The sequence below is a fragment of the Methylobacterium litchii genome (assembly GCF_038442315.1).
Classification (GTDB): domain Bacteria; phylum Pseudomonadota; class Alphaproteobacteria; order Rhizobiales; family Beijerinckiaceae; genus Methylobacterium; species Methylobacterium litchii.
In genome coordinates this window covers 236860-254887 of the sequence record NZ_JBBXMY010000007.1, presented here as the reverse complement: position 1 = coordinate 254887, position 18028 = coordinate 236860, and the positions used below count along the sequence as shown (strand labels likewise).

The 18028-nt window shown below is 67.9% G+C and carries 23 protein-coding genes and 1 tRNA gene; 11 read left to right on the top strand and 13 right to left on the bottom strand.

The window, feature by feature from the left end; all coding sequences use genetic code 11:
• The 7 genes from AAHF99_RS15305 to AAHF99_RS15275 all read right to left on the bottom strand — a co-directional run.
• On the bottom strand, nucleotides 1-232 hold a 232-nt coding region (locus AAHF99_RS15305; RefSeq protein ID WP_342165258.1), incomplete at its 3' end, for a transposase.
• Between the two features lie 6 nt (nucleotides 233-238).
• Nucleotides 239-556, bottom strand: a complete 318-nt coding sequence (locus AAHF99_RS15300; RefSeq protein ID WP_342165257.1) for a hypothetical protein — start codon at nucleotides 554-556, stop codon at nucleotides 239-241.
• Between the two features lie 129 nt (nucleotides 557-685).
• A complete protein-coding gene (locus tag AAHF99_RS15295) occupies nucleotides 686-913 on the bottom strand; it encodes a hypothetical protein (protein WP_342165256.1) in 228 nt (75 codons plus the stop codon).
• A 149-nt stretch (nucleotides 914-1062) separates the two neighbouring features.
• Nucleotides 1063-1413, bottom strand: a complete 351-nt coding sequence (locus AAHF99_RS15290; protein WP_342165255.1) for a hypothetical protein — start codon at nucleotides 1411-1413, stop codon at nucleotides 1063-1065.
• Nucleotides 1410-1586, bottom strand: coding sequence for a hypothetical protein (locus AAHF99_RS15285; RefSeq protein ID WP_342165253.1), 177 nt, complete (start codon nucleotides 1584-1586; stop codon nucleotides 1410-1412). Before AAHF99_RS15285 ends, AAHF99_RS15290 begins: the two co-directional genes overlap by 4 nt.
• Before the next feature lie 332 nt (nucleotides 1587-1918).
• Nucleotides 1919-1992: transfer RNA gene (locus AAHF99_RS15280), tRNA-Gly, on the bottom strand.
• Between the two features lie 46 nt (nucleotides 1993-2038).
• A complete protein-coding gene (locus AAHF99_RS15275) occupies nucleotides 2039-2884 on the bottom strand; it encodes a beta-keto acid cleavage family enzyme (protein WP_342165252.1) in 846 nt (281 codons plus the stop codon).
• A 137-nt stretch (nucleotides 2885-3021) separates the two neighbouring features.
• Between AAHF99_RS15275 and aroQ the strand changes: the two genes are divergently transcribed.
• The 5 genes from aroQ to AAHF99_RS15250 all read left to right on the top strand — a co-directional run bounded on the left by aroQ (nucleotide 3022) and on the right by AAHF99_RS15250 (nucleotide 8822).
• On the top strand, nucleotides 3022-3480 hold the full coding sequence (aroQ, locus tag AAHF99_RS15270; RefSeq protein ID WP_342165251.1) for a type II 3-dehydroquinate dehydratase: 459 nt from the start codon (nucleotides 3022-3024) through the stop codon (nucleotides 3478-3480).
• 59 nt (nucleotides 3481-3539) lie between these two features.
• Entirely contained in the window at nucleotides 3540-4238 is a 699-nt protein-coding gene (locus AAHF99_RS15265) for an orotate phosphoribosyltransferase (RefSeq protein ID WP_243955259.1), read from the top strand.
• Between the two features lie 7 nt (nucleotides 4239-4245).
• Nucleotides 4246-5298, top strand: coding sequence for a dihydroorotase (gene pyrC, locus AAHF99_RS15260; protein WP_342165250.1), 1053 nt, complete (start codon nucleotides 4246-4248; stop codon nucleotides 5296-5298).
• A complete protein-coding gene (locus tag AAHF99_RS15255) occupies nucleotides 5295-6740 on the top strand; it encodes an amidase (protein ID WP_342165249.1) in 1446 nt (481 codons plus the stop codon). The genes pyrC and AAHF99_RS15255 overlap by 4 nt, the downstream gene beginning before the upstream one ends.
• A 306-nt stretch (nucleotides 6741-7046) precedes the next feature.
• Nucleotides 7047-8822, top strand: a complete 1776-nt coding sequence (locus AAHF99_RS15250) for an acetolactate synthase 3 large subunit (RefSeq protein WP_243955266.1) — start codon at nucleotides 7047-7049, stop codon at nucleotides 8820-8822.
• A 15-nt stretch (nucleotides 8823-8837) separates the two neighbouring features.
• On the opposite strand, the gene AAHF99_RS15245 is transcribed toward AAHF99_RS15250, so the two are convergent.
• Complete coding sequence (locus tag AAHF99_RS15245) at nucleotides 8838-9773, bottom strand: class I SAM-dependent methyltransferase (protein ID WP_342165248.1); 936 nt, start codon at nucleotides 9771-9773, stop codon at nucleotides 8838-8840.
• Between the two features lie 110 nt (nucleotides 9774-9883).
• Here AAHF99_RS15245 and ilvN point away from each other — a divergent pair, with 110 nt between their 5' ends.
• The 6 genes from ilvN to AAHF99_RS15215 all read left to right on the top strand — a co-directional run bounded on the left by ilvN (nucleotide 9884) and on the right by AAHF99_RS15215 (nucleotide 13702).
• A complete protein-coding gene (gene ilvN, locus AAHF99_RS15240) occupies nucleotides 9884-10426 on the top strand; it encodes an acetolactate synthase small subunit (protein WP_342165247.1) in 543 nt (180 codons plus the stop codon).
• A 53-nt stretch (nucleotides 10427-10479) separates the two neighbouring features.
• Nucleotides 10480-10776 carry an AbrB/MazE/SpoVT family DNA-binding domain-containing protein gene (locus tag AAHF99_RS15235; RefSeq protein WP_342165246.1) on the top strand — a complete coding sequence of 99 codons (297 nt, stop codon included), beginning with the start codon at nucleotides 10480-10482 and terminating at the stop codon, nucleotides 10774-10776.
• Nucleotides 10754-11113, top strand: coding sequence for a type II toxin-antitoxin system PemK/MazF family toxin (locus AAHF99_RS15230; protein ID WP_342165245.1), 360 nt, complete (start codon nucleotides 10754-10756; stop codon nucleotides 11111-11113). Before AAHF99_RS15235 ends, AAHF99_RS15230 begins: the two co-directional genes overlap by 23 nt.
• A gap of 29 nt (nucleotides 11114-11142) precedes the next feature.
• Nucleotides 11143-11787, top strand: coding sequence for a glutathione S-transferase family protein (locus AAHF99_RS15225; RefSeq protein ID WP_342165244.1), 645 nt, complete (start codon nucleotides 11143-11145; stop codon nucleotides 11785-11787).
• A gap of 132 nt (nucleotides 11788-11919) precedes the next feature.
• Nucleotides 11920-12939, top strand: a complete 1020-nt coding sequence (gene ilvC, locus AAHF99_RS15220; protein WP_342165243.1) for a ketol-acid reductoisomerase — start codon at nucleotides 11920-11922, stop codon at nucleotides 12937-12939.
• Between the two features lie 109 nt (nucleotides 12940-13048).
• Nucleotides 13049-13702, top strand: coding sequence for a pyridoxamine 5'-phosphate oxidase family protein (locus AAHF99_RS15215; RefSeq protein ID WP_342165242.1), 654 nt, complete (start codon nucleotides 13049-13051; stop codon nucleotides 13700-13702).
• 6 nt (nucleotides 13703-13708) lie between these two features.
• Here AAHF99_RS15215 and tam read toward each other — a convergent pair whose 3' ends face one another.
• The 5 genes from tam to AAHF99_RS15190 form a co-directional block, all read right to left on the bottom strand.
• Nucleotides 13709-14491 (bottom strand): trans-aconitate 2-methyltransferase, encoded by a 783-nt coding sequence (gene tam / locus AAHF99_RS15210; RefSeq protein WP_342165241.1) that lies wholly within the window; start codon nucleotides 14489-14491, stop codon nucleotides 13709-13711.
• 20 nt (nucleotides 14492-14511) lie between these two features.
• Nucleotides 14512-15216: a haloacid dehalogenase type II gene (locus AAHF99_RS15205; protein ID WP_342165239.1), complete on the bottom strand. Its 705-nt coding sequence runs from the start codon at nucleotides 15214-15216 to the stop codon at nucleotides 14512-14514.
• Nucleotides 15213-16262 carry a tryptophan--tRNA ligase gene (gene trpS / locus AAHF99_RS15200; RefSeq protein ID WP_342165237.1) on the bottom strand — a complete coding sequence of 350 codons (1050 nt, stop codon included), beginning with the start codon at nucleotides 16260-16262 and terminating at the stop codon, nucleotides 15213-15215. Before trpS ends, AAHF99_RS15205 begins: the two co-directional genes overlap by 4 nt.
• Before the next feature lie 107 nt (nucleotides 16263-16369).
• Nucleotides 16370-17113, bottom strand: a complete 744-nt coding sequence (locus tag AAHF99_RS15195) for an endonuclease III domain-containing protein (RefSeq protein WP_342165285.1) — start codon at nucleotides 17111-17113, stop codon at nucleotides 16370-16372.
• A 113-nt stretch (nucleotides 17114-17226) separates the two neighbouring features.
• Nucleotides 17227-17955 carry a GyrI-like domain-containing protein gene (locus AAHF99_RS15190; RefSeq protein WP_412759892.1) on the bottom strand — a complete coding sequence of 243 codons (729 nt, stop codon included), beginning with the start codon at nucleotides 17953-17955 and terminating at the stop codon, nucleotides 17227-17229.
• Nucleotides 17956-18028 lie beyond the last annotated feature (73 nt).

The window sequence follows — 18028 nt, the reverse complement described above, 5'->3', positions numbered from 1 at the left end:
CTCCGGCCTTCTGCCAATCCCGCAAGCGCCGCCAGCAGGTCATCCCCGAACCGCAGCCCATCTCCCGGGGCAGCAACTCCCAGGGCGTGCCCGAGCGCAGCACGAACAGGATCCCCGTCAGTGCCGCGCGGTCGGAGGTTCGAGGCCGACCGCCCTTCGGCTTGGCCCGTTCAGGCGGCAGCAGCGGTGCGATCTCGGCCCACAGGCCATCGGGAAGGAGCGGTCTCGCCATCTTCACTCAACGCGCCAAACCCGGTTTTGTTAGAGCCTCTAAGTCCGTCATGACCGACGGGTTGCGTAGCAGGGTCATGCATGCAAGGCGCCGATTGCCCTCAAGGACTGTGAACTTCCCGCGGTCCTTAGCGCTTTTGATCACTAGCAGGCGGTCCATGGGGTTCAGTCCATCAGTTATGATGCTTTCACCAAGTGCCGCCAGTCGAACGTCTTGATCCGTGATGATTTGCTGTAAGGCTTCCCGTTGGCTGCCAGCCTTTACGATACGGGGGTTTTCAAGATCGAGTACCAATTGCTCGATCTTCAGCTTCTTGTCGGCCATAGCGTCCTCGCTCCCGGATGGAAGCTATTCCGCATACGGCCACGCCGTCCACTCGCTGTCGCGACTAGGTTGCGGCCACGGCGAAATTTTCCACCGCCGTGGCAGCCCAGGTACGTTCCCTAGTCGGAATTAGTCCGGCAACTGAATCACCACCGCCTCCGCGGTATCCAACATCTCAATCAGACGCTCCGCCTTGAGCCTTTCTGCGGCGATGCTGCTATGTGCCTGACCATACAAAGTGGGGTCGTCGGTGGTTTGATCGACGCGCTCGGCGGTCTTTTTCCCCTCCACTAGGACTCTGGCAAGCGCGAGTTTAAGCGCGCCAATTTCATCAGGGGTGAGAGTATGGTCAGCCACGTCGTCCTCCACATCAATGAGGTTGCCCTCGGGAAAAACTAACGACGAATGCGAGCGATAGCTGCATCGCGCTGCTCGAACGTCTGGAAGCTGTAGTTTTATGACGGCTGTGCAGGCATGATTAGCGCTGGGCCTGTCGGTCCGCACCGCTAATCCTTCAAGGCCACCAGCCCCTCCCTCACGGCCGCCTCGACCGCCGCGCCGAGGCCATCGATTTCGCGGCCGTGCTCCCTCGTCTCGTACAGCGAGGCCGGCTCGCCCTGGCGCTCAACAAGGACCGTGCTTCGCCGGGGGCTGACCATGACCCGAACGGTGACGTCCACGAATCTTCCGGCGCCGGGGCCGTCCTCGCAGGGGTAGAGGACCGACCGGGGGATGACATCTGATGACAGGCACGCCTGCCGGAGCTCGGCTTCAATTGCGCAGCCGGTGAGCTCCAGCGCCTGCGCCGTCGTGAGCCTGCGGTGGCTCCATGCTTCGAGCATGTCGTGAACTGTCATGGGCATGCCGGGCGCCCCCTGAGAGCATTCGCGACGAGTTCGGCCAACCGCTGCCCGGCGGCGGCCGCGATCTTCGCCGGCACCGCGACGACGCGCATCCGCTCGCCCGGCGAAACCACTGTGACGCGGCCCTGGGCGTCGATGGTCACGGTGATTTCGAGAGGCTGGCTCATACAGGCGACGATCGCCGGGGCCGGGGATGGTGGCAATCCGGGTGACGAATCGGTCCACATCGGAGACCCTCGCCGCGCGGTCCCCGGGCACGGCGGCCGCGCGCCCGACGCGGGGGATTGCCGCAACATCGAGGGCTTCCGGGGCGCACGGGGGGCCCCTCGCATTTTCGGGCGGGCGGCAAAATTTCGGGCGGCAGGGACGAATTCGGTCGAGCGGCGGAATTCGGCTCGAATGGCCCTGAAACCACCGATGGCTGGTATCAAACTGGCATCAGGCACACGGCATGATACCAGGCTTGGCCGCTAAACCACTGTCACGGAACAAGGTAAGCTGGAGCGGGTACCGGGAATCGAACCCGGGTATTCAGCTTGGAAGGCTGCTGCTCTACCATTGAGCTACACCCGCGCGACGGCCCGTCTAGCATGGCGGCCGCCGCCTGAGAAGGCTGGCTTCAGGTTGTAAGGCCGAGCGCGGCACGGGCCTCCGCAGGCGTCGCGACGCGCCGTCCGTGGCGGGCGACCGCCTCGGCCGCGAGGCTCACCAACTCGGCGTTGCTCGCCGCCAGCCGGTCCTTGGCGATGCGGATGTTGTCCTCGAGGCCGGTGCGCACCGCATCCGCCCCGCGCGCCAACGCCCAGTCCATCACCACCGCCTGGTTGCGGCCGATGCCGGCGGCCGTCCAGGTCGCCTTCGGCAGGGTGCGGCGGCACTCGTTGAGCAGGATGTCGAGAAGGTGCTCGTCCGCCGGCATGGCGTTCTGCACGCCCATCACGAACTGAACGTGCGGACGCTCGTCCATCAGCCCGGCCTCGATCAGGCGCTTGGCCCCGTGCAGGTGCGACAGGTCGAAGATCTCGATCTCGGGGCGGACGCCGTTCTCCTTCATCTGCGTGGCGAGGTCGGTGACGAGGCTCGCGGCATTCTCGTAGACGATGGTCGGGAAGTTCACCGAACCGGTCGAGAGCGAGGCCATGTCCGGCCGGTGCTTCAGCGAGAGGCCCCGCGCCGCCGGATCGCGTCCGCGCCCGCCCGTCGAAAACTGGACGATCATGCCGGGGCAATGGCGGCGCAGGCCCTCCTGCACGGCGGCGAACTTGGCGGGGTCGGAGGACGGGCTCTCGTCGTCGTTACGGACGTGGATGTGGGCGAGGGTCGCGCCGGCCTCGAAGGCCTGCTGCGTCGACTCGATCTGCTCCGCGACGGTGGTCGGCACGGCGGGGTTGTCCTTCTTGCGGGGCACGGACCCCGTGATCGCCACCGCGATCACCACCGGCGCGTCGTTCCCGTTAGCCGCCATCGCGCGTCTCCTCTCCCTGATCGGTCCCGCCCCCGAGGGGTGATAGCGCCTGCATCGCCACGACAGAAGAGCGTCCGCCGGGCTTGAGTCGCCGCCGGGATCGTTGCACCTCTCCCTGAGGGGCGAAGGGGATTGGGATGGACGATACGGTGCTGGTCCTGAACGGGCCGAACCTCAATTTGCTCGGCCAACGCCAGCCGGAGATCTACGGCAGCGCGACGCTGCGCGACGTCGAGGATCTGTGCCGGGCCACCGCCGCCGGGTTCGGGCTGACGGCCGAATGCCGCCAGAGCAATGCCGAGCACGTCCTGATCGAGGCGATCCACGCGTTCCGTGTCGGCTGCGCCGGCATCGTCATCAATGCCGGGGCCTACACGCACACGTCGGTGGCGATCCTCGATGCGCTCAACGCCTGCGAGGTGCCGGTGATCGAGTGCCACATCTCAAACGTCCATCGCCGCGAGGAATTTCGGCACCATTCCTACGTCTCGAAGGCCGCCACCGCCGTCCTCGCGGGCTTCGGCATCCACGGCTATGCCCTGGCGATCCGCCACCTCGCGCATCTGCGCGGCGCGGCAGGGTCGGAGAAGGGTTGACGCACGCTGCCGATGGCCTGAGGAAACCCCTTAAATCCGCTCTCCCCGAAAGCCGTGACATGACTTCCTACTTGCCGATCGACCGGAAGCTGATCGCCCGCGAGGCGGCAAAGATGTTTTTGGAGATCGAGGCCGTCCATTTCTACAAGGGCGAGCCCTTCAAGTTCACCTCCGGCTGGGCGAGCCCAGTTTATACCGATTGCCGGAAGATCATCTCCTTCCCCCGCCTGCGCTCGGCGCTGACCGACTTCGCCGTGGCGACCATCGTGCAGGAGATCGGCTACGAGTCGCTGACGCATATCGCGGGCGGCGAGACCGCCGGCATCCCCTTCGCCGCCTGGATCGCCGACCGGCTCGGCCTGCCGATGCAGTACGTGCGTAAGAAGGCCAAGGGCTTCGGCCGCAACGCGCGGATCGAGGGCGAAGTCGTGGAAGGCGCCAAGACGCTGCTGGTCGAGGATCTGGCGACGGACGGGCGCAGCAAGATCAACTTCTGCTCGGCCCTGCGCGACGCGGGCGCGGTGGTCGATCACTGCTTCGTGCTGTTCTACTACGACATCTTCCCCGACAGCGACGATTTGCTGAAGGAGAACGGTTTGAAGATGCACGCGCTCACCACGTGGTGGGACGTGCTCGAAGTCGCCAAGGAGATGGGCACCTTCGACCCCGCGACGCTCAAGGAGGTTGAGAGCTTCCTGCACGAGCCGGCCACGTGGTCCTCGGCCCATGGCGGCATCTCCGCCTTCGGCCAGGGCTGAGCGCGCCATGGCCGCGTCCCCCCTCGATCGCCTCGTCATCGCCAAGCCGGATGATTGGCACATCCACCTGCGCGACGGTGCCATGCTGCGCGCGGTGCTGCCCTACACGGCGGCGCAATTCGCGCGCGGCATCATCATGCCGAACCTCGTGCCGCCGGTGACGTCGGTGGAGGCCGCTTCGGCCTACCGGGACCGCATCCTGGCGGCGCTGCCCGAGGGGCAGAGCTTCACGCCGCTGATGACCTGCTACCTCACCGACGCCACGAGCCCGGACGAGATCGAGCGGGGATTCCGTGAGAAGGTGTGGATCGCGGCCAAGCTCTATCCGGCCGGGGCCACGACCAATTCCCACGCGGGCGTCACCGACCTTGGTAACATAGCCCCCGTGCTGGAGCGGATGGAGCGGATCGGCATGCCGCTCCTGATACATGGCGAGGTCACGGACCCGGCGGTCGACATCTTCGACCGCGAGGCGGTGTTCATGGAAACGAAGCTCCTGCCGCTTCTCGCCCGCCACCAGGGGCTGAAGGTGACGGTGGAGCATGCCACTACCGCCGAAATCCTCGACGTGGTTCGCGCCCACGCCCCGCGCGTCGCGGCGACGATCACCCCCCACCACCTCGTCATCAACCGCACGCACATCTTCCAGGGGGGCCTGCGGCCGCACCTGTATTGCCTGCCGGTGGCCAAGCGCGAGCGGCACCGCCTCGCCCTGCGCAAGGCGGCGACCTCGGGCGAGAGCTGCTTCTACCTTGGCACCGATACGGCGCCGCATCCGGTCGGCGCCAAGGAATCGGCCTGCGGCTGCGCGGGGGTGTTCTGCGGGCCCACTGCCCTACAGACCTACGTGCAGGTCTTCGACGAGGAGGGCGCCCTCGACAAGTTCGAGGGTTTCGCCTCCCTCCACGGCGCCCGCTTCCACGGCCTCGCGCCGAACGCCGAGACCATCACCCTGGAACGGCGGCCCGGCCGGGTCGTCTCCTGCGTCGCCGTGGACGAGACCGAGGTCGTCGTCTTCCGGGGCGACGAGACCCTTCCCTGGACCATCGGGAGCGCATGACCATGCCCGGCGCGGACGGTATCACCGCGCTCGGCGCGGTCCATCTCTCCGCCGCCATCCGCGGCCGGGCGATCTCCTGCGTGGAGGTGATGCGCGCCTATCTCGACCGGATCGCGCGCCTCAACCCGACCTTCAACGCCATCGTCGCCCTGCGTGACGAGGCGATCCTGCTGAACGAGGCCGCCCAGGCGGATGCCGTGCTGGCGCGGGGCGAGCCGGTGGGGCCGCTCCACGGCTTCCCCCTGGCGGTGAAGGACCTCGACCACGTGCGGGGCCTGCCCTTCACGCAAGGCTCGCCGATCTTTGCCGAGCGGATCGCGGAAGCCGATTCGATCATGGTCTCGCGCCTGCGGGCAGCGGGGGCGATCTTCATCGGCAAGACCAACATCCCCGAATTCGGCCTCGGCTCGCACAGCTTCAACCCGGTCTACGGCGTCACCGGCAACGCCTACGATCCGGGCAAGACCGGCGGCGGGTCGAGCGGCGGCGCGGCGGTGGCCGTCGCCCTGCGGCTGCAGCCCGTGGCGGACGGTACCGACCATGGCGGGTCGCTGCGCAATCCGCCGGCCTTCAACAACGTCTACGGCCTGCGCACCTGCTGGGGGCGCATTCCGTCCGAAACCCTCGACGTGTTCAGCCCCAGCCTCAGCGTCCACGGCGCCATCGGGCGCAGCCCGGCCGATATCGGCCTAATGCTGTCGGTGCAGGCGGGCTACGACCCGCGCTGCCCGAACTCGATCCGCCAGGATCCCGCCGGCTTCGCCGGGCCGCTGGAGCGCGATTTCCGGGGCGTGCGCATCGCGTGGCTCGGGGATTTCGGCGGTCGCATCCCGTTCGAGCCGGGCGTGCTGGAGACCTGCCGGGCCGCGCTCACCGCCTTCGCCGACATCGGATGCCTCGTGGACGAGGCGGTGCCGGAGTTCGACATCGAGCAGGTCTGGCACGATTGGGGCGTGCTGCGCGCCTTCACCGTGTCGGCGAACCTCCGCCCCCTCGTCATGGACCCCGCCCGCCGGGCGCTGATGAAGCCCGAGGCGGTGTGGGAAGCCGAGCGCGGCGCCGACCTCACGGCCGATCAGGTGATGGCGGCGCTGGAAGGACGGACGCGCTGGTACGGGGCGCTGCGCCGCTTCATGGACGTCTACGACTTCGTGGTGATGCCGACCGCGCAGGTCTTTCCCTTCGACACCGCGACGCGCTGGCCGAACACGATCGACGGGCAGGCGATGGACACCTACCATCGCTGGATGCAGATCGCGGTGCCTGCGACCATGGCTGGGCTTCCCGCGCTGGCGGTGCCGGCCGGCTTCGGCCCGAACAATTTGCCGGTGGGAATCCAGATCGTCGGACGCAATCACGGCGAGCTCGCCTGCCTGCAACTCGGCGCGGCCTACGATGCGGCGAGCGGGTGGGTGCGACGCTTCCCGCCCCCGGCGGCGTAAGGCGTTGCCGGCAAGGTTTCTCCTGAGTCAGGTCGTTGACCGGCCGGCTTTCCGGGAGTAAGACGCGCAATCCTTGGTGTGAGGCCTCCGAACGATCGGGGGATACGCGCCGGGCGGAGTTTGGTTTTCGCGATGCGCACGGTCCTTATTGTAGCGGTGGCGTCACCGACCGGGCGGCTCTAACAGGAGCCGCGATCCGGCTGGTGGCGCATGCAGGGTCCCTCGGGGCCCTTTTTTGTTGTCCGCGACAGGCGCATCGGAACGAGGGACGGCCATCGACAAGGCCGAAAGGACGAGGAGACGGACATGGGCGGCGAGGTCATGACCGGGGCCGAGATGGTCATCCGGGCGTTCCAGGATCAGGGCGTGGATACGCTCTTCGGCTATCCGGGCGGCGCGGTGCTGCCGATCTACGACGCGCTGTTTCACCAGGAGGCGGTGAAGCACATCCTCGTGCGCCACGAGCAGGGCGCCGTTCACGCCGCCGAGGGCTATGCCCGCTCGTCGGGTAAGGTCGGCTGCGTGCTCGTCACCTCGGGCCCCGGCGCCACCAACATCGTCACCGGCCTCACCGATGCGATGCTGGATTCGATCCCGCTCGTCTGCATCACGGGGCAGGTCCCGACGCACCTGATCGGCACCGATGCCTTCCAGGAATGCGACACGGTCGGCATCACCCGGCACTGCACGAAGCACAATTACCTCGTGAAATCGATCGAGGACCTGCCGCGCATCCTGCACGAGGCGTTCTACGTCGCCAAGAACGGTCGCCCCGGCCCGGTCGTCATCGACCTGCCGAAGGACATCCAGTTCGCCTCGGGCCTCTACGAGCGCCCGACCACGATGCGGCACAAGACCTACAAGCCGGCCGTGAAGGGCGACCCGGAGCGCATCCGCGCGGCCGTCGAGCTGATGGCCGGCGCCCGGCGCCCGGTCTTCTACACCGGCGGCGGCGTCATCAACGCCGGCCCGGAAGCCTCGCGCCTGCTGCGTGAGTTGGTCGCCGAGACCGGCTTCCCCATCACCTCCACGCTGATGGGCCTCGGCGCCTATCCGGGTTCGGACGAGAAGTTCCTGGGCATGCTCGGCATGCACGGGACCTACGAGGCCAACCTCGCGATGCACGAATGCGACGTGATGATCTGCATCGGCGCGCGCTTCGATGACCGCATCACCGGCCGCCTCGACGCGTTCTCGCCGTTCTCGAAGAAGATCCACGTCGATGTGGACGCCTCCTCGATCAACAAGGTCGTGAAGGTCGATGTCGGCATCCTCGGCGACTGCGCCTACGTGCTCGCCGACATGCTTGAGGCATGGCGTGCCCTGCCGTCGAAGCCGGAGAAGTCCAACCTCGAAGGCTGGTTCCAGAAGATCCGCCAGTGGAAGGCGCGCGACTGCCTTGCTTATTGGCCCTCGGGCACGATCATCAAGCCGCAATACGCGGTGCAGCGGCTCTACGAGGCGTGCAAGGACCGCAAGACCTTCATCACCACGGAGGTCGGCCAGCACCAGATGTGGGCGGCGCAGTACTTCAAGTTCGAGGAGCCGAATCGCTGGATGACCTCCGGCGGCCTCGGCACCATGGGCTACGGCCTGCCGGCCGCCATCGGCACGCAGCTCGCCAACCCGGACGGGCTCGTCGTCGACATCGCGGGCGAAGCCTCGATCCTGATGAACATCCAGGAGTTGTCCACGGCCATCCAGTACCGGCTGCCGGTGAAGGTGTTCATCCTGAACAACGAGTACATGGGCATGGTCCGCCAGTGGCAGGAACTGCTCCATGGCTCGCGCTACTCGCAGAGCTATTCGGAGAGCTTGCCGGACTTCGTGAAGCTCGCGGAGGCCTACGGCGCCAAGGGCATGCGCTGCGAGAAGCCGGGCGATCTCGACGCGTCCATCGCGGAGATGCTCGCCTATGACGGCCCGGTCCTGTTCGACTGCGTGGTCGACAAGACCGAGAACTGCTTCCCGATGATCCCCTCGGGCAAGGCGCACAACGAGATGCTGCTCTCCGATTACCTCGGCGAGACCGGCGTCGAACTGGGCGACGTGATCTCCGAGGAAGGGAAGATGCTGGTCTGAGCCCCGCTCCGGGGATCAGCCGTGCCGGCCCTCCTCAGACCCGCGGATGCTGCCGGTGCGCAGCATCCGCAGCGCCAGGGCGAGGCGCCGCCGGAGCCCGCGCACCGGCACCTCCGGCAGTTCGTCGTGCCGTCGTCCGTCCAGGGTTGGCGTCGCGGTGGCGCGCTCGGCCGGGCTCGCCGCCTCGCGCTTGCGCAGCGTGACGAAGAACTCGATCGTGTTGCGCTCCGTGGGGTCGATGCGGGCGATCTCGAAGGGGATCAGCCCGAGCGCGATCACCTCCCGGAACACGCCGAGGAAGCTCGCGGGCGTGTAGACCGTGCAATGGGCGTCGTAATAGCTGCCGTCGGCGGCGACGTTGCGCGCATCGGCCAGGGCCCGCGCGAGCTGGCCCTCGAAGAGCGGCTTCGGATCGCGTTCCCGCCCGGCCCAGACGGCGAAGGGATCGACCTCGGCGACGCGGGACACGTAGTCGAACACCTGGGTGGGGCTCGCGAGCCGCGCACCGGCGATATGGTGGCCGACGAGGTCCGCCGTCGTGGAGGGGCGGCGGTGGAAATCGAAGGTGAAGCGCTTGTCGGGGATCGCGAGGAAGATCATTCCTCCCTCGCTCAGCACGGCGGCGAGTTCGTTCAGCCAGCCGAGCGGGTCCGCGATGTGCTCCATCACATGGCTGGCCACGATGTAGTCCACGGGCGCGCGCGGCCCCAGGGCTTCGGCGAGGCTCTGGTGTTCGAGGACGAGATCGACCTCGACGATCGGCTGCGCATCGGGTCCGATGACCGACTCGTGGCCCGCGTATTTCGCGCGGAGGTCGTCGGTGGTCCGGTGGTCGGCATAGAGGATGTCGCCGTCCTCGCGCCGGATCAACGGCCGGTTCAGGGGGCCGAGTTCGACGCCGAGGCGTCCGCTGGGGCACACGGCATCGAGGGCGCGCTGTCGGGCTGTCATCCGCCGCGCCGTTATCATGCGTCTCGGGGAGCGTCCAGGCGACCTTCCGGGGCGGGACTTCGCAGGGACCGGCTCGCAGAGGGCCGCAACAACAGGACGGGACCACGGGCATGAACGCGATGAACACCCACTACCCGGATCCGGTCCGGGTCGAAGCGGTGAACCGTCATACGCTGGCGGTGGTGGTGGACAACGAGCCGGGCGCCCTGGCCCGGATCTCCGGCCTGTTCTCCGGTCGCGGCTACAACATCGAGAGCCTGACGGTGTCCGAGACGGAGGAGGCGCGCCACATCTCGCGCATCACCATCGTCACCACGGGCACGAACGCCGTGATCGACCAGATCAAGGCGCAGCTGGACCGCTTGGTCTCCGTGCACCGGGTCGTGGACCTGACCCTTCAGGGCAACGCCCTGGAGCGCGAGATCTGCCTCGTGAAGGTGAAGGGCGAGGGTGAGCACCGCAGCGAGGCCCTGCGCCTCGCCGCCGCCTTCGGCGCCAAGACGCTCGACGCGACGCTCAACTCGTTCGTCTTCGAGCTGACCGGCGCGACGGAGGAGGTCGACCGGTTCGTGCGCCTGATGAGCGTGATCGGCCTCGTGGAGATCTGCCGCACCGGCATCGCCGCGATGAGCCGGGGGGCCGAGCCGCTTTAGGATGGAGGCGGCGCGTCTGTTATGATGCGCCGGTCCCGTGGGAGTCGCGAGCCATGGAAGCCAAGGTCGTCCGCTGGGGTGACGATCTCGTCGTGAGATTGACCGACTCGGAGGCCGAGGAACTCGGCGTCCGGGAAGGCGAGACCGTGGAGATCGTCGCGAAGCGCGCGTGCCCGCAGAAAGCGCGGCAATGGGCGGATCGTCGGTACGTCGACGGTTTGCCAGTCTTCACGCTGGATGAGATGGTCGCTGAGGCGCGGCGCCTCGGCCCTGATGCCGAGCCGCCGACAGTAGAGTGGGGACCGAATCGCGGTTCCGAAGTGATCGATGATGACCGCGACCCATACTGACTGGCAACCCATCCCTGGCGAACTATTGCTGGTCGACTTGGAGCCGGTTCGCGGCACGGAGCAAAAGGGGATCCGTCCGGCGCTCGTGGTATCGGATCCGCAGATGAACCTGCTTACCCGCCGGGTGATCATCTGTCCGATCACCCGCAATCCGCATCCGTGGCCGACCAAAGTATTTCTGCCTGCCGGCCTCGGCGTGGAAGGAGCGGTGTTAGTCGATCAAGTCCGTTCCCTCGATAGGTCGTCACGGATCATCAGGAGCCTCGGCACTGCCCCCGAAGAAGTCGTTGCGGATGTTTGCGGCAAGCTACGTGCGCTCCTCGGCCTTAACGGCTGAGCAGTGCCTCATCTGGATTTGAAGTCGCCATGACCGCCCGCACCCTCTACTACGCCCCCGGCGCCTGCTCGCTGGCGGCGCATATCGTCCTTGAGGAATCCGGCCTGCCCTTCGAGGGCAAGGCCCTCGATCTCGCCAGGGGCGACCAGCGCTCGGGGCAATACCTTGCCATCAACGACCGCGGCCGGGTGCCGGCGCTGGTTGAGGACGGCTGGGTGCTCACCGAATGCTCGGCCATCATGCGCCACGTCGCCCGGCAGGTGCCGGAGACGGGCTTGTGGCCGGCGGAGCTGCGCGAGATGGCCATCGCCGACGAATGGCTCGGCTGGCTCGCCTGCAACCATCACGTCACTTACGCCCATGTCCGCCGCGCCGAGCGCTACACGGTCGACGAGGATGCCCAGGACGGCATCCGCGCCAAGGGCGCCGACACCTACGGCGACCTCTGCACCATGACCGAGGTGCGGCTCTCCCACGGGGGCTGGGCGGTCGGCGACCGCTTCACCGTGGCCGATGCCTACCTGATGGTCTTCTGGGTCTGGGGACGCGGTCAGGTTTTGAAGTTCGACATGGCCGGTCGCTTCCCCGCCTGGACGGCGCACGCTAAGCGCGTGGCCGCCCGGCCGGCGGTGCAAGCTGTCTTCGCCCGCGAGGGCTTGGCGCTGCCGGCCTGACGGAGGATCAGCCCTGTACGGTTTGGCCTTCCGTTTAGAGGCTTGCGCGGCTAAAAGCCCGCGCTATCGCACGGCCGCACACCCACGGAGCGCCCGCGCGCGCTCACCGACACGGAAGAGGACATTGCCGCCATGCGGGTCTATTACGATCGCGACGCCGACCTGAACCTGATCAAGGGCAAGAAGGTCGCCATCGTCGGCTACGGCAGCCAGGGCCATGCCCACGCGCTCAACCTGCGCGATTCGGGCGTGAAGGACATCGTCATCGCCCTGCGCGAGGGCTCCGCTACCGCCAAGAAGGCCGAACACGAAGGCTTCAAGGTCCTGTCGGTCGCCGAGGCCGCCAAGTGGGCCGACGTGGTGATGATGCTCACCCCCGACGAGCTGCAGGGCGACATCTACCGCGAGTCGCTGGCCGGCAACATGAAGCAGGGCGCTGCGCTCCTCTTCGCTCACGGCCTGAACGTGCACTTCAACCTGATCGAGCCGCGCGCCGATCTCGACGTGCTGATGGTCGCCCCGAAGGGCCCCGGCCACACCGTGCGCTCCGAGTACCTGCGCGGCGGCGGCGTGCCGACCCTGATCGCCATCGCCCAGGATGCCTCGGGCAACGCCCACGACCTCGGCCTGTCCTACGCCTCCGCCAACGGCGGCGGTCGCGCTGGCATCATCGAAACCACCTTCAAGGAAGAGTGCGAGACCGACCTGTTCGGCGAGCAGGCCGTGCTCTGCGGCGGCCTCGTGGAGCTGATCAAGGCCGGCTTCGAGACCCTGGTCGAGGCGGGCTACGCCCCCGAGATGGCCTATTTCGAGTGCCTGCACGAAGTGAAGCTGATCGTCGACCTCATCTACGAGGGCGGCATTGCCAACATGAACTACTCGATCTCCAACACGGCCGAGTACGGTGAGTACGTCACCGGCCCGCGCATCATCACGCCCGAGACCAAGGCCGAGATGAAGCGCGTGCTGAATGACATCCAGTCGGGCACCTTCACCCGCAATTGGATGCTGGAGAACAAGGTCAACCAGACCTCGTTCAAGGCCACCCGCGCCAAGCTCGCCGCCCACCCGATCGAGGAAGTCGGCACCAAGCTGCGCGGCATGATGCCGTGGATCTCCGAGAAGGCGCTGGTCGACAAGTCCCGCAACTGATCGTCCCCGCCGTGAGGCAACGGGGCCGGCTCCAGAGATGGGGTCGGCCCTTTTCTTTGCGCGCCGCCTCTGGAATGAACGGCTCCAACGACAAGTCAGGGAGGAGCCTATGGACACATTGTATGGTGACGCGCACCGCGCCCTTCAGGACGATTTCGGCACGACGAAGCTCGCCGACTTCCTCGACAAGCACCACGTCCACCGCGCCATCGATGAGCAGGACCGCGCCTTCATCGAATCGCGCGACATGTTCTTCCTCTCGACGGTGGACGAGAACGGCAACCCGACCGTCTCCTACAAGGGCGGCCCGACCGGCGTTGTAACCGTGGTCGGCGACACGACGCTCGCTTTCCCCGGCTACGACGGGAACGGCATGTTCCTGTCGATGGGCAACATCGTCGGCCAGGGGAAGGTCGGAATGCTGTTCATCGATTTCGAGACGCCGCACCGCCTGCGCGTCCAGGGCACCGCGCGGATCGTGAGGGACGACCCGCTGCAGAGCAGCTACCCGGAGGCGCAGTACATCGTGCGCGTCGAGGTGGAGACGCTGTGGGTGAACTGCCCCCGCTACATCCACCGGTACACGAAGGTCGAGCAGAGCCGCTACGTGCCGAAGGACGGCAAGGAGACGCCGCTGGCGCAGTGGAAGCGCCTCGACTTCGTGCAGCCGGTGATCGCGGACGAGGATCGGGCAAGGGTCGCCGCCGAGGGCGAACTCGATCTCGGGGCCTACGGCGAACTCGTCGCGCGCGGACAGGGCTAGCCCGGCTCAGAGCCCCTTGCGGGCCACGATGAAGACCCGCGGGAAGGCGAGCAGTCGTCTGCCGTCCGCCCGCGGGACATAGGCCGCATCGATCCTCGACTCGTATGCCGCGCGGAATCCGGCGCGCTGGTCCGCGTCCAGGGGATCGAGGAAGGGCCGCAGCCCCGTGGCGCTCACCCAGGAGACGATGGCCGCCGCATCGGCCATGCGGTGGTGATAGGCGGTGCGCCAGACATCGACCTCGGCGGCCAGCGGCGCGAGAAGATCGTAATAGCCGGCGGGCTCCAGCATCCGGCCGAGGCGGCCCGCCACGGCCGGGTCCCCGATGGCCTCCGCCCAGGGACCGGAGGCCGCAACCTCGCGCATGAGCCGGTGGGTCGGCTCCGCGAGGTTGTCGGGCATCTGCACGGCGAGCACCCCGCCCGGCGCCAGATGGCCGAACAGGCGCGGCAGCAGGGTCGGGTGATCCGGCAGCCATTGCAGCACGGCGTTGGCGTAGATCAGGTCCGGCGCCCGCTCCGGCTCCCAGGTCGCGGCGTCAGCGAGGCCGAAGCGCAGATGCGGCAGGCGCGCCCGCGCGCTGTCGAGCATGGCGGGGGAAGTGTCGAGCCCGACGATCTCGGCCTCCGGATACCGGGCGGCGATGAGGGCCGTCGAGTTGCCCGGCCCGCAGCCCAGGTCGATGGCGAGTGCCGGCCTGTCGAGGGGCACGCGGGCCAGAAGGTCCGCCGCCGGGCGGGTCCGTTCGTCCTCGAAGCGGGTGTAGAGGGCGGGGTTCCAATCGGCCATGCGGGCTCCCCTCTCCTGCGTCAACGGCAGCCGAGTTGGTCGGCGAGGTCCGACAGGTCGGAGGAGGCGTAAGTCACAGGCACGCTCGGGCTTGTCTCGCCGCCCGCCGGCCCGTGCTCCGATGGCCGGGCGATATGGGCGGTGGAGAGCCCATGGCTCGCCGCTGCCGCGAGGTCGCTCGAATGGGCGGCGACCATCATCGTCTCCTCCGGCGCGAAGCCGAAGGCGGCCACCGCGTCCCGGTAGAGGGCGGGCTTCGGCTTGTAGTCGCGGGAATAGCCGGCGCCGAGGATCGCATCGAAGACGAGGCCGTTGCGACGGGCGAGGTCCACCATCAGCCGCACTGGGCCGTTCGAGTTCGGCGCCAGCATGAAGCGCTCGCGCAGGCGCGACAGGGCGGCGGGCACTTCGGGCCACGCATCGAGGCGGTGCCACGCCTGGACCAGTTCAGCGCGCGCGGCGTCGGACACGTCCGCGATGCCGAACTGCGCCAGCACGTCCGGAAGCGATTCGGCGTGCAGCGTGTCGAGATCGACGAAGGGGCGGGCGCCCGACCGCACGGTCTCCATCGAGGGTTGGTAGCGCCCTCGCCACGCATCGGCGAAGGCGCCGGCATCGAGGTCGGGTGCCTGCGCGGAGAGAAGGCGCCGCGCCTCTCGCGCGACGCCGGAGCGCCAATCGACCAGCGTCCCGAAGACGTCGAAGACCAGCGCCTTCACCGTCATCCCCGCTTCCTCCGCACGAACCCGACGATGTCCTTCACCGCATCCAGGGTCTGCTGGGCGATGGCCTCGGCCCGCTCGGCGCCGTCGGCGAGGACGGCTTCGATATGGCCGGGATCGGCCGAGAGCCGGCGCATCTCGGCGGCGATGGGCGCGAGGCTCGACACGGCGAGGTCGGCCAGCGCCGGCTTGAACGCCGAGAACTGGGCGCCGCCGTGCTCACGCAGCACGTCCTCGCGGGTCGTGCCGGCGAGCGCCGCGTAGATCCCGACGAGGTTGTCCGCCTCCGGCCGCTCCTTCAGCCCCGCCACCTCGGAAGGGAGAGCTTCGGGATCGGTCTTCGCCCGACGGATCTTCTGGGCGATGGCGTCCGAATCGTCCGTCAGGTTGATGCGCGAATTGTCCGATGGGTCGGACTTCGACATCTTCTTGGTGCCGTCGCGCAAGGACATCACCCGAGCCGCCGGGCCGCCGATGATCGGCTCGGTAATCGGGAAGAAGCCCTCCCCATGGCCCTGCGCCGTGATCGAAGCGCCGAAATCGGTGTTGAACTTCTGCGCGATGTCGCGGGTCAGTTCGAGGTGCTGCTTCTGGTCCTCGCCCACGGGCACATGGGTGGCGCGGTAGGCGAGGATGTCGGCGGCCATCAGCACGGGATAGTCGTAGAGGCCGATGGAGGCGTTCTCCCGGTCCTTGCCCGCCTTCTCCTTGAACTGGGTCATGCGGTTCAGCCAGCCAAGGCGGGCGACGCAGTTGAACACCCAGGCGAGTTCGGCGTGCTGCGGCACCTGGCTCTGGTTGAACACAATGGAGCGCGTCGGGTCGATGCCGGCGGCGAGGAAGGCGGCGGTGACTTCACGGATCTGACCGCGCAGGGCTTCCGGGTCCTGCCACACGGTGATCGCGTGCATGTCGACGACGCAATAGAGGCACTGCGCCTCCCGCGCCTGCATCTCTACGAAGCGCCGGATGGCGCCGAGGTAATTGCCGAGATGGAGGTTGCCGGTCGGCTGGACGCCGGAGAACACCAATTTCTTGAACGCGGCCATCGGCGCCGATCCTGAGAGTGAAGGGCCGGGTCTCACGGGGTCACGTCTCGCCAGCCGGGCGCCGGTTAGTGGAACCTCGCCGCCGAAGGGTCAAGCGGAGGCGACGTTCAGGGTTCGCGCATCTCCACGAGAGCGCTGGGACAGAGGTCCACCAGGGGACAGCGCCCGCAGGCGGGGCGGCGGTAGTGGCACACCTGCTGGCCGTGCATCATCAGGATCTCGTGGTTGTCATAGAGGTCCTGCGCCGACCAGTCGGCGGGCAATTGCGCGAGCAGCAGGACATGCGCCGGTGCGAGGCCGACGCGCGGCCCGATCAGCCCGAGGCGCTGGGCGACGCGGTGGTGGTGGCTATCCACCGGCAGCGCCCGCATCCGCAGGGACGAGAAGGCCAGCACGGCGGCGCTGGTCTTCGGGCCGATGCCGGGGAATTGCTCAAGCCAGCTTCGCGCCTCTTCCGTGGGAAGATCCGCCAGGAAGTCGAGGCTCAGACGCCCGGCGCGGGCGTCGATGGCCGTAAGGATCTCGCGGATGCGCGGCGCCTTCAGCTCCGGCCACGTCACCCCGGCGATAGCCTCTTCGATGGCGGAGAGGTCGGCGTGCATCACCTCCTCCCAGGTGGGGAAGCGGGCGCGCAGGCTCTTGAAGGCCTTGCCGGAGGCGGCGTTGCGCGTACGGTGGGAGAGCAGCGCCGAAATCAGTTCGGACAGCGGCTCCTTCTCGCTGAAATACGGGATCGGGCATTTGTATACGGCGCAGAGCCGGGCATGCACCACGAGCGCGAGGTCGCCCGCCCCGTCGCTCTCAGCGGCGGACACGACCTTGGGGAGCGAATGATCGTTCGCGGCGAGCATAACCGGCAAATCACCGGCAGCTTGGCCACGTTCCCGCCCGGCATCGGCGGCGGCAAAATGTCCATCGGCGAGCGGCCGGGCCGCCCGCGCAGAGAGGAACCCGCTCACGGCCGTTACTTCAGCAGGGCGTAGATGTTGACGTCGAGGGTGTCGTCCGCCCCGTCCTTCAGGTCGGTCACGTATTCCTCCACGAACTTGTCCTGTACGACGATGTCCTTGGCATCGAGATAGGCGGTCAGGGTCTCGTAGGTGCTGTCGATGCCCTCGTAGGAGCCCCGGTGGGCGAAGCGCAGGGCTTTGCCGGAGGGCGTCGTGCCGAAGCGCAGCCCGCTCTCGGATGCCGGCGGCGTGGTGGGCGCGGCGGCGACGGGGATCATCGCCTCGAAGTCGAAGCCGGCATCCTCCGTCTTGGTGAAGACGGCGATGGGACGTCCAGCCGGCTTGATCCCGGCCTTGACGAGGTCGGCCTCGATCTGCGCGAAGGCCTTCTGCAGGCTCGGGACGGCCTCTTCCCAGGTGGCCTTCCCGGAGAGGATGGCGGCGGGCTTCGCCGGCAGCGTCACCTCATCGACGTCCCCCGCCTCGGCGGGCTTGGCGACGAGGGGCGGGCGCGACGGATCGGCGGGCTGTGCCGCTTGACCCGCGGGGGGCGGGACGATGGCCTGTTCCGGCGCCGGGGCCGCGCTCTTGTTCGGATCGGCCGGCGGGTTCGGCGCGGTGGTCGTCGGCAGCGGGTTGGTCTGCGCAGGCGAGGGGGGCTGCTGCGCTGCAAGGGGCATGGCGGTGGCTAGTCCTGCAGCGAGGGCGCAGAGCGCGGGGACGAGACGACGGCAACGGGTCACGCGGGTGGCTCCCATCGGCGGCGGCGACTCGGGGTCTCGCGGCGGCCGGGTGTTAACGTAATTCGGTTCCGCC

Coding starts and splice junctions, on each gene's coding strand:
- ilvN (WP_342165247.1), top strand. CDS start 9,884: ATGAACGCGATGAACACCCACTACCCGGATCCGGTCCGGGTCGAAGCG.
- AAHF99_RS15285 (WP_342165253.1), bottom strand. CDS start 1,586: ATGAGCCAGCCTCTCGAAATCACCGTGACCATCGACGCCCAGGGCCGC.
- pyrC (WP_342165250.1), top strand. CDS start 4,246: ATGGCCGCGTCCCCCCTCGATCGCCTCGTCATCGCCAAGCCGGATGAT.
- AAHF99_RS15250 (WP_243955266.1), top strand. CDS start 7,047: ATGGGCGGCGAGGTCATGACCGGGGCCGAGATGGTCATCCGGGCGTTC.
- AAHF99_RS15235 (WP_342165246.1), top strand. CDS start 10,480: ATGGAAGCCAAGGTCGTCCGCTGGGGTGACGATCTCGTCGTGAGATTG.
- AAHF99_RS15225 (WP_342165244.1), top strand. CDS start 11,143: ATGACCGCCCGCACCCTCTACTACGCCCCCGGCGCCTGCTCGCTGGCG.
- AAHF99_RS15290 (WP_342165255.1), bottom strand. CDS start 1,413: ATGACAGTTCACGACATGCTCGAAGCATGGAGCCACCGCAGGCTCACG.
- AAHF99_RS15230 (WP_342165245.1), top strand. CDS start 10,754: ATGATGACCGCGACCCATACTGACTGGCAACCCATCCCTGGCGAACTA.
- ilvC (WP_342165243.1), top strand. CDS start 11,920: ATGCGGGTCTATTACGATCGCGACGCCGACCTGAACCTGATCAAGGGC.
- AAHF99_RS15255 (WP_342165249.1), top strand. CDS start 5,295: ATGACCATGCCCGGCGCGGACGGTATCACCGCGCTCGGCGCGGTCCAT.
- aroQ (WP_342165251.1), top strand. CDS start 3,022: ATGGACGATACGGTGCTGGTCCTGAACGGGCCGAACCTCAATTTGCTC.
- AAHF99_RS15195 (WP_342165285.1), bottom strand. CDS start 17,113: ATGCTCGCCGCGAACGATCATTCGCTCCCCAAGGTCGTGTCCGCCGCT.
- AAHF99_RS15205 (WP_342165239.1), bottom strand. CDS start 15,216: ATGACGGTGAAGGCGCTGGTCTTCGACGTCTTCGGGACGCTGGTCGAT.
- AAHF99_RS15245 (WP_342165248.1), bottom strand. CDS start 9,773: ATGACAGCCCGACAGCGCGCCCTCGATGCCGTGTGCCCCAGCGGACGC.
- AAHF99_RS15215 (WP_342165242.1), top strand. CDS start 13,049: ATGGACACATTGTATGGTGACGCGCACCGCGCCCTTCAGGACGATTTC.
- AAHF99_RS15275 (WP_342165252.1), bottom strand. CDS start 2,884: ATGGCGGCTAACGGGAACGACGCGCCGGTGGTGATCGCGGTGGCGATC.
- trpS (WP_342165237.1), bottom strand. CDS start 16,262: ATGGCCGCGTTCAAGAAATTGGTGTTCTCCGGCGTCCAGCCGACCGGC.
- AAHF99_RS15300 (WP_342165257.1), bottom strand. CDS start 556: ATGGCCGACAAGAAGCTGAAGATCGAGCAATTGGTACTCGATCTTGAA.
- AAHF99_RS15265 (WP_243955259.1), top strand. CDS start 3,540: ATGACTTCCTACTTGCCGATCGACCGGAAGCTGATCGCCCGCGAGGCG.
- tam (WP_342165241.1), bottom strand. CDS start 14,491: ATGGCCGATTGGAACCCCGCCCTCTACACCCGCTTCGAGGACGAACGG.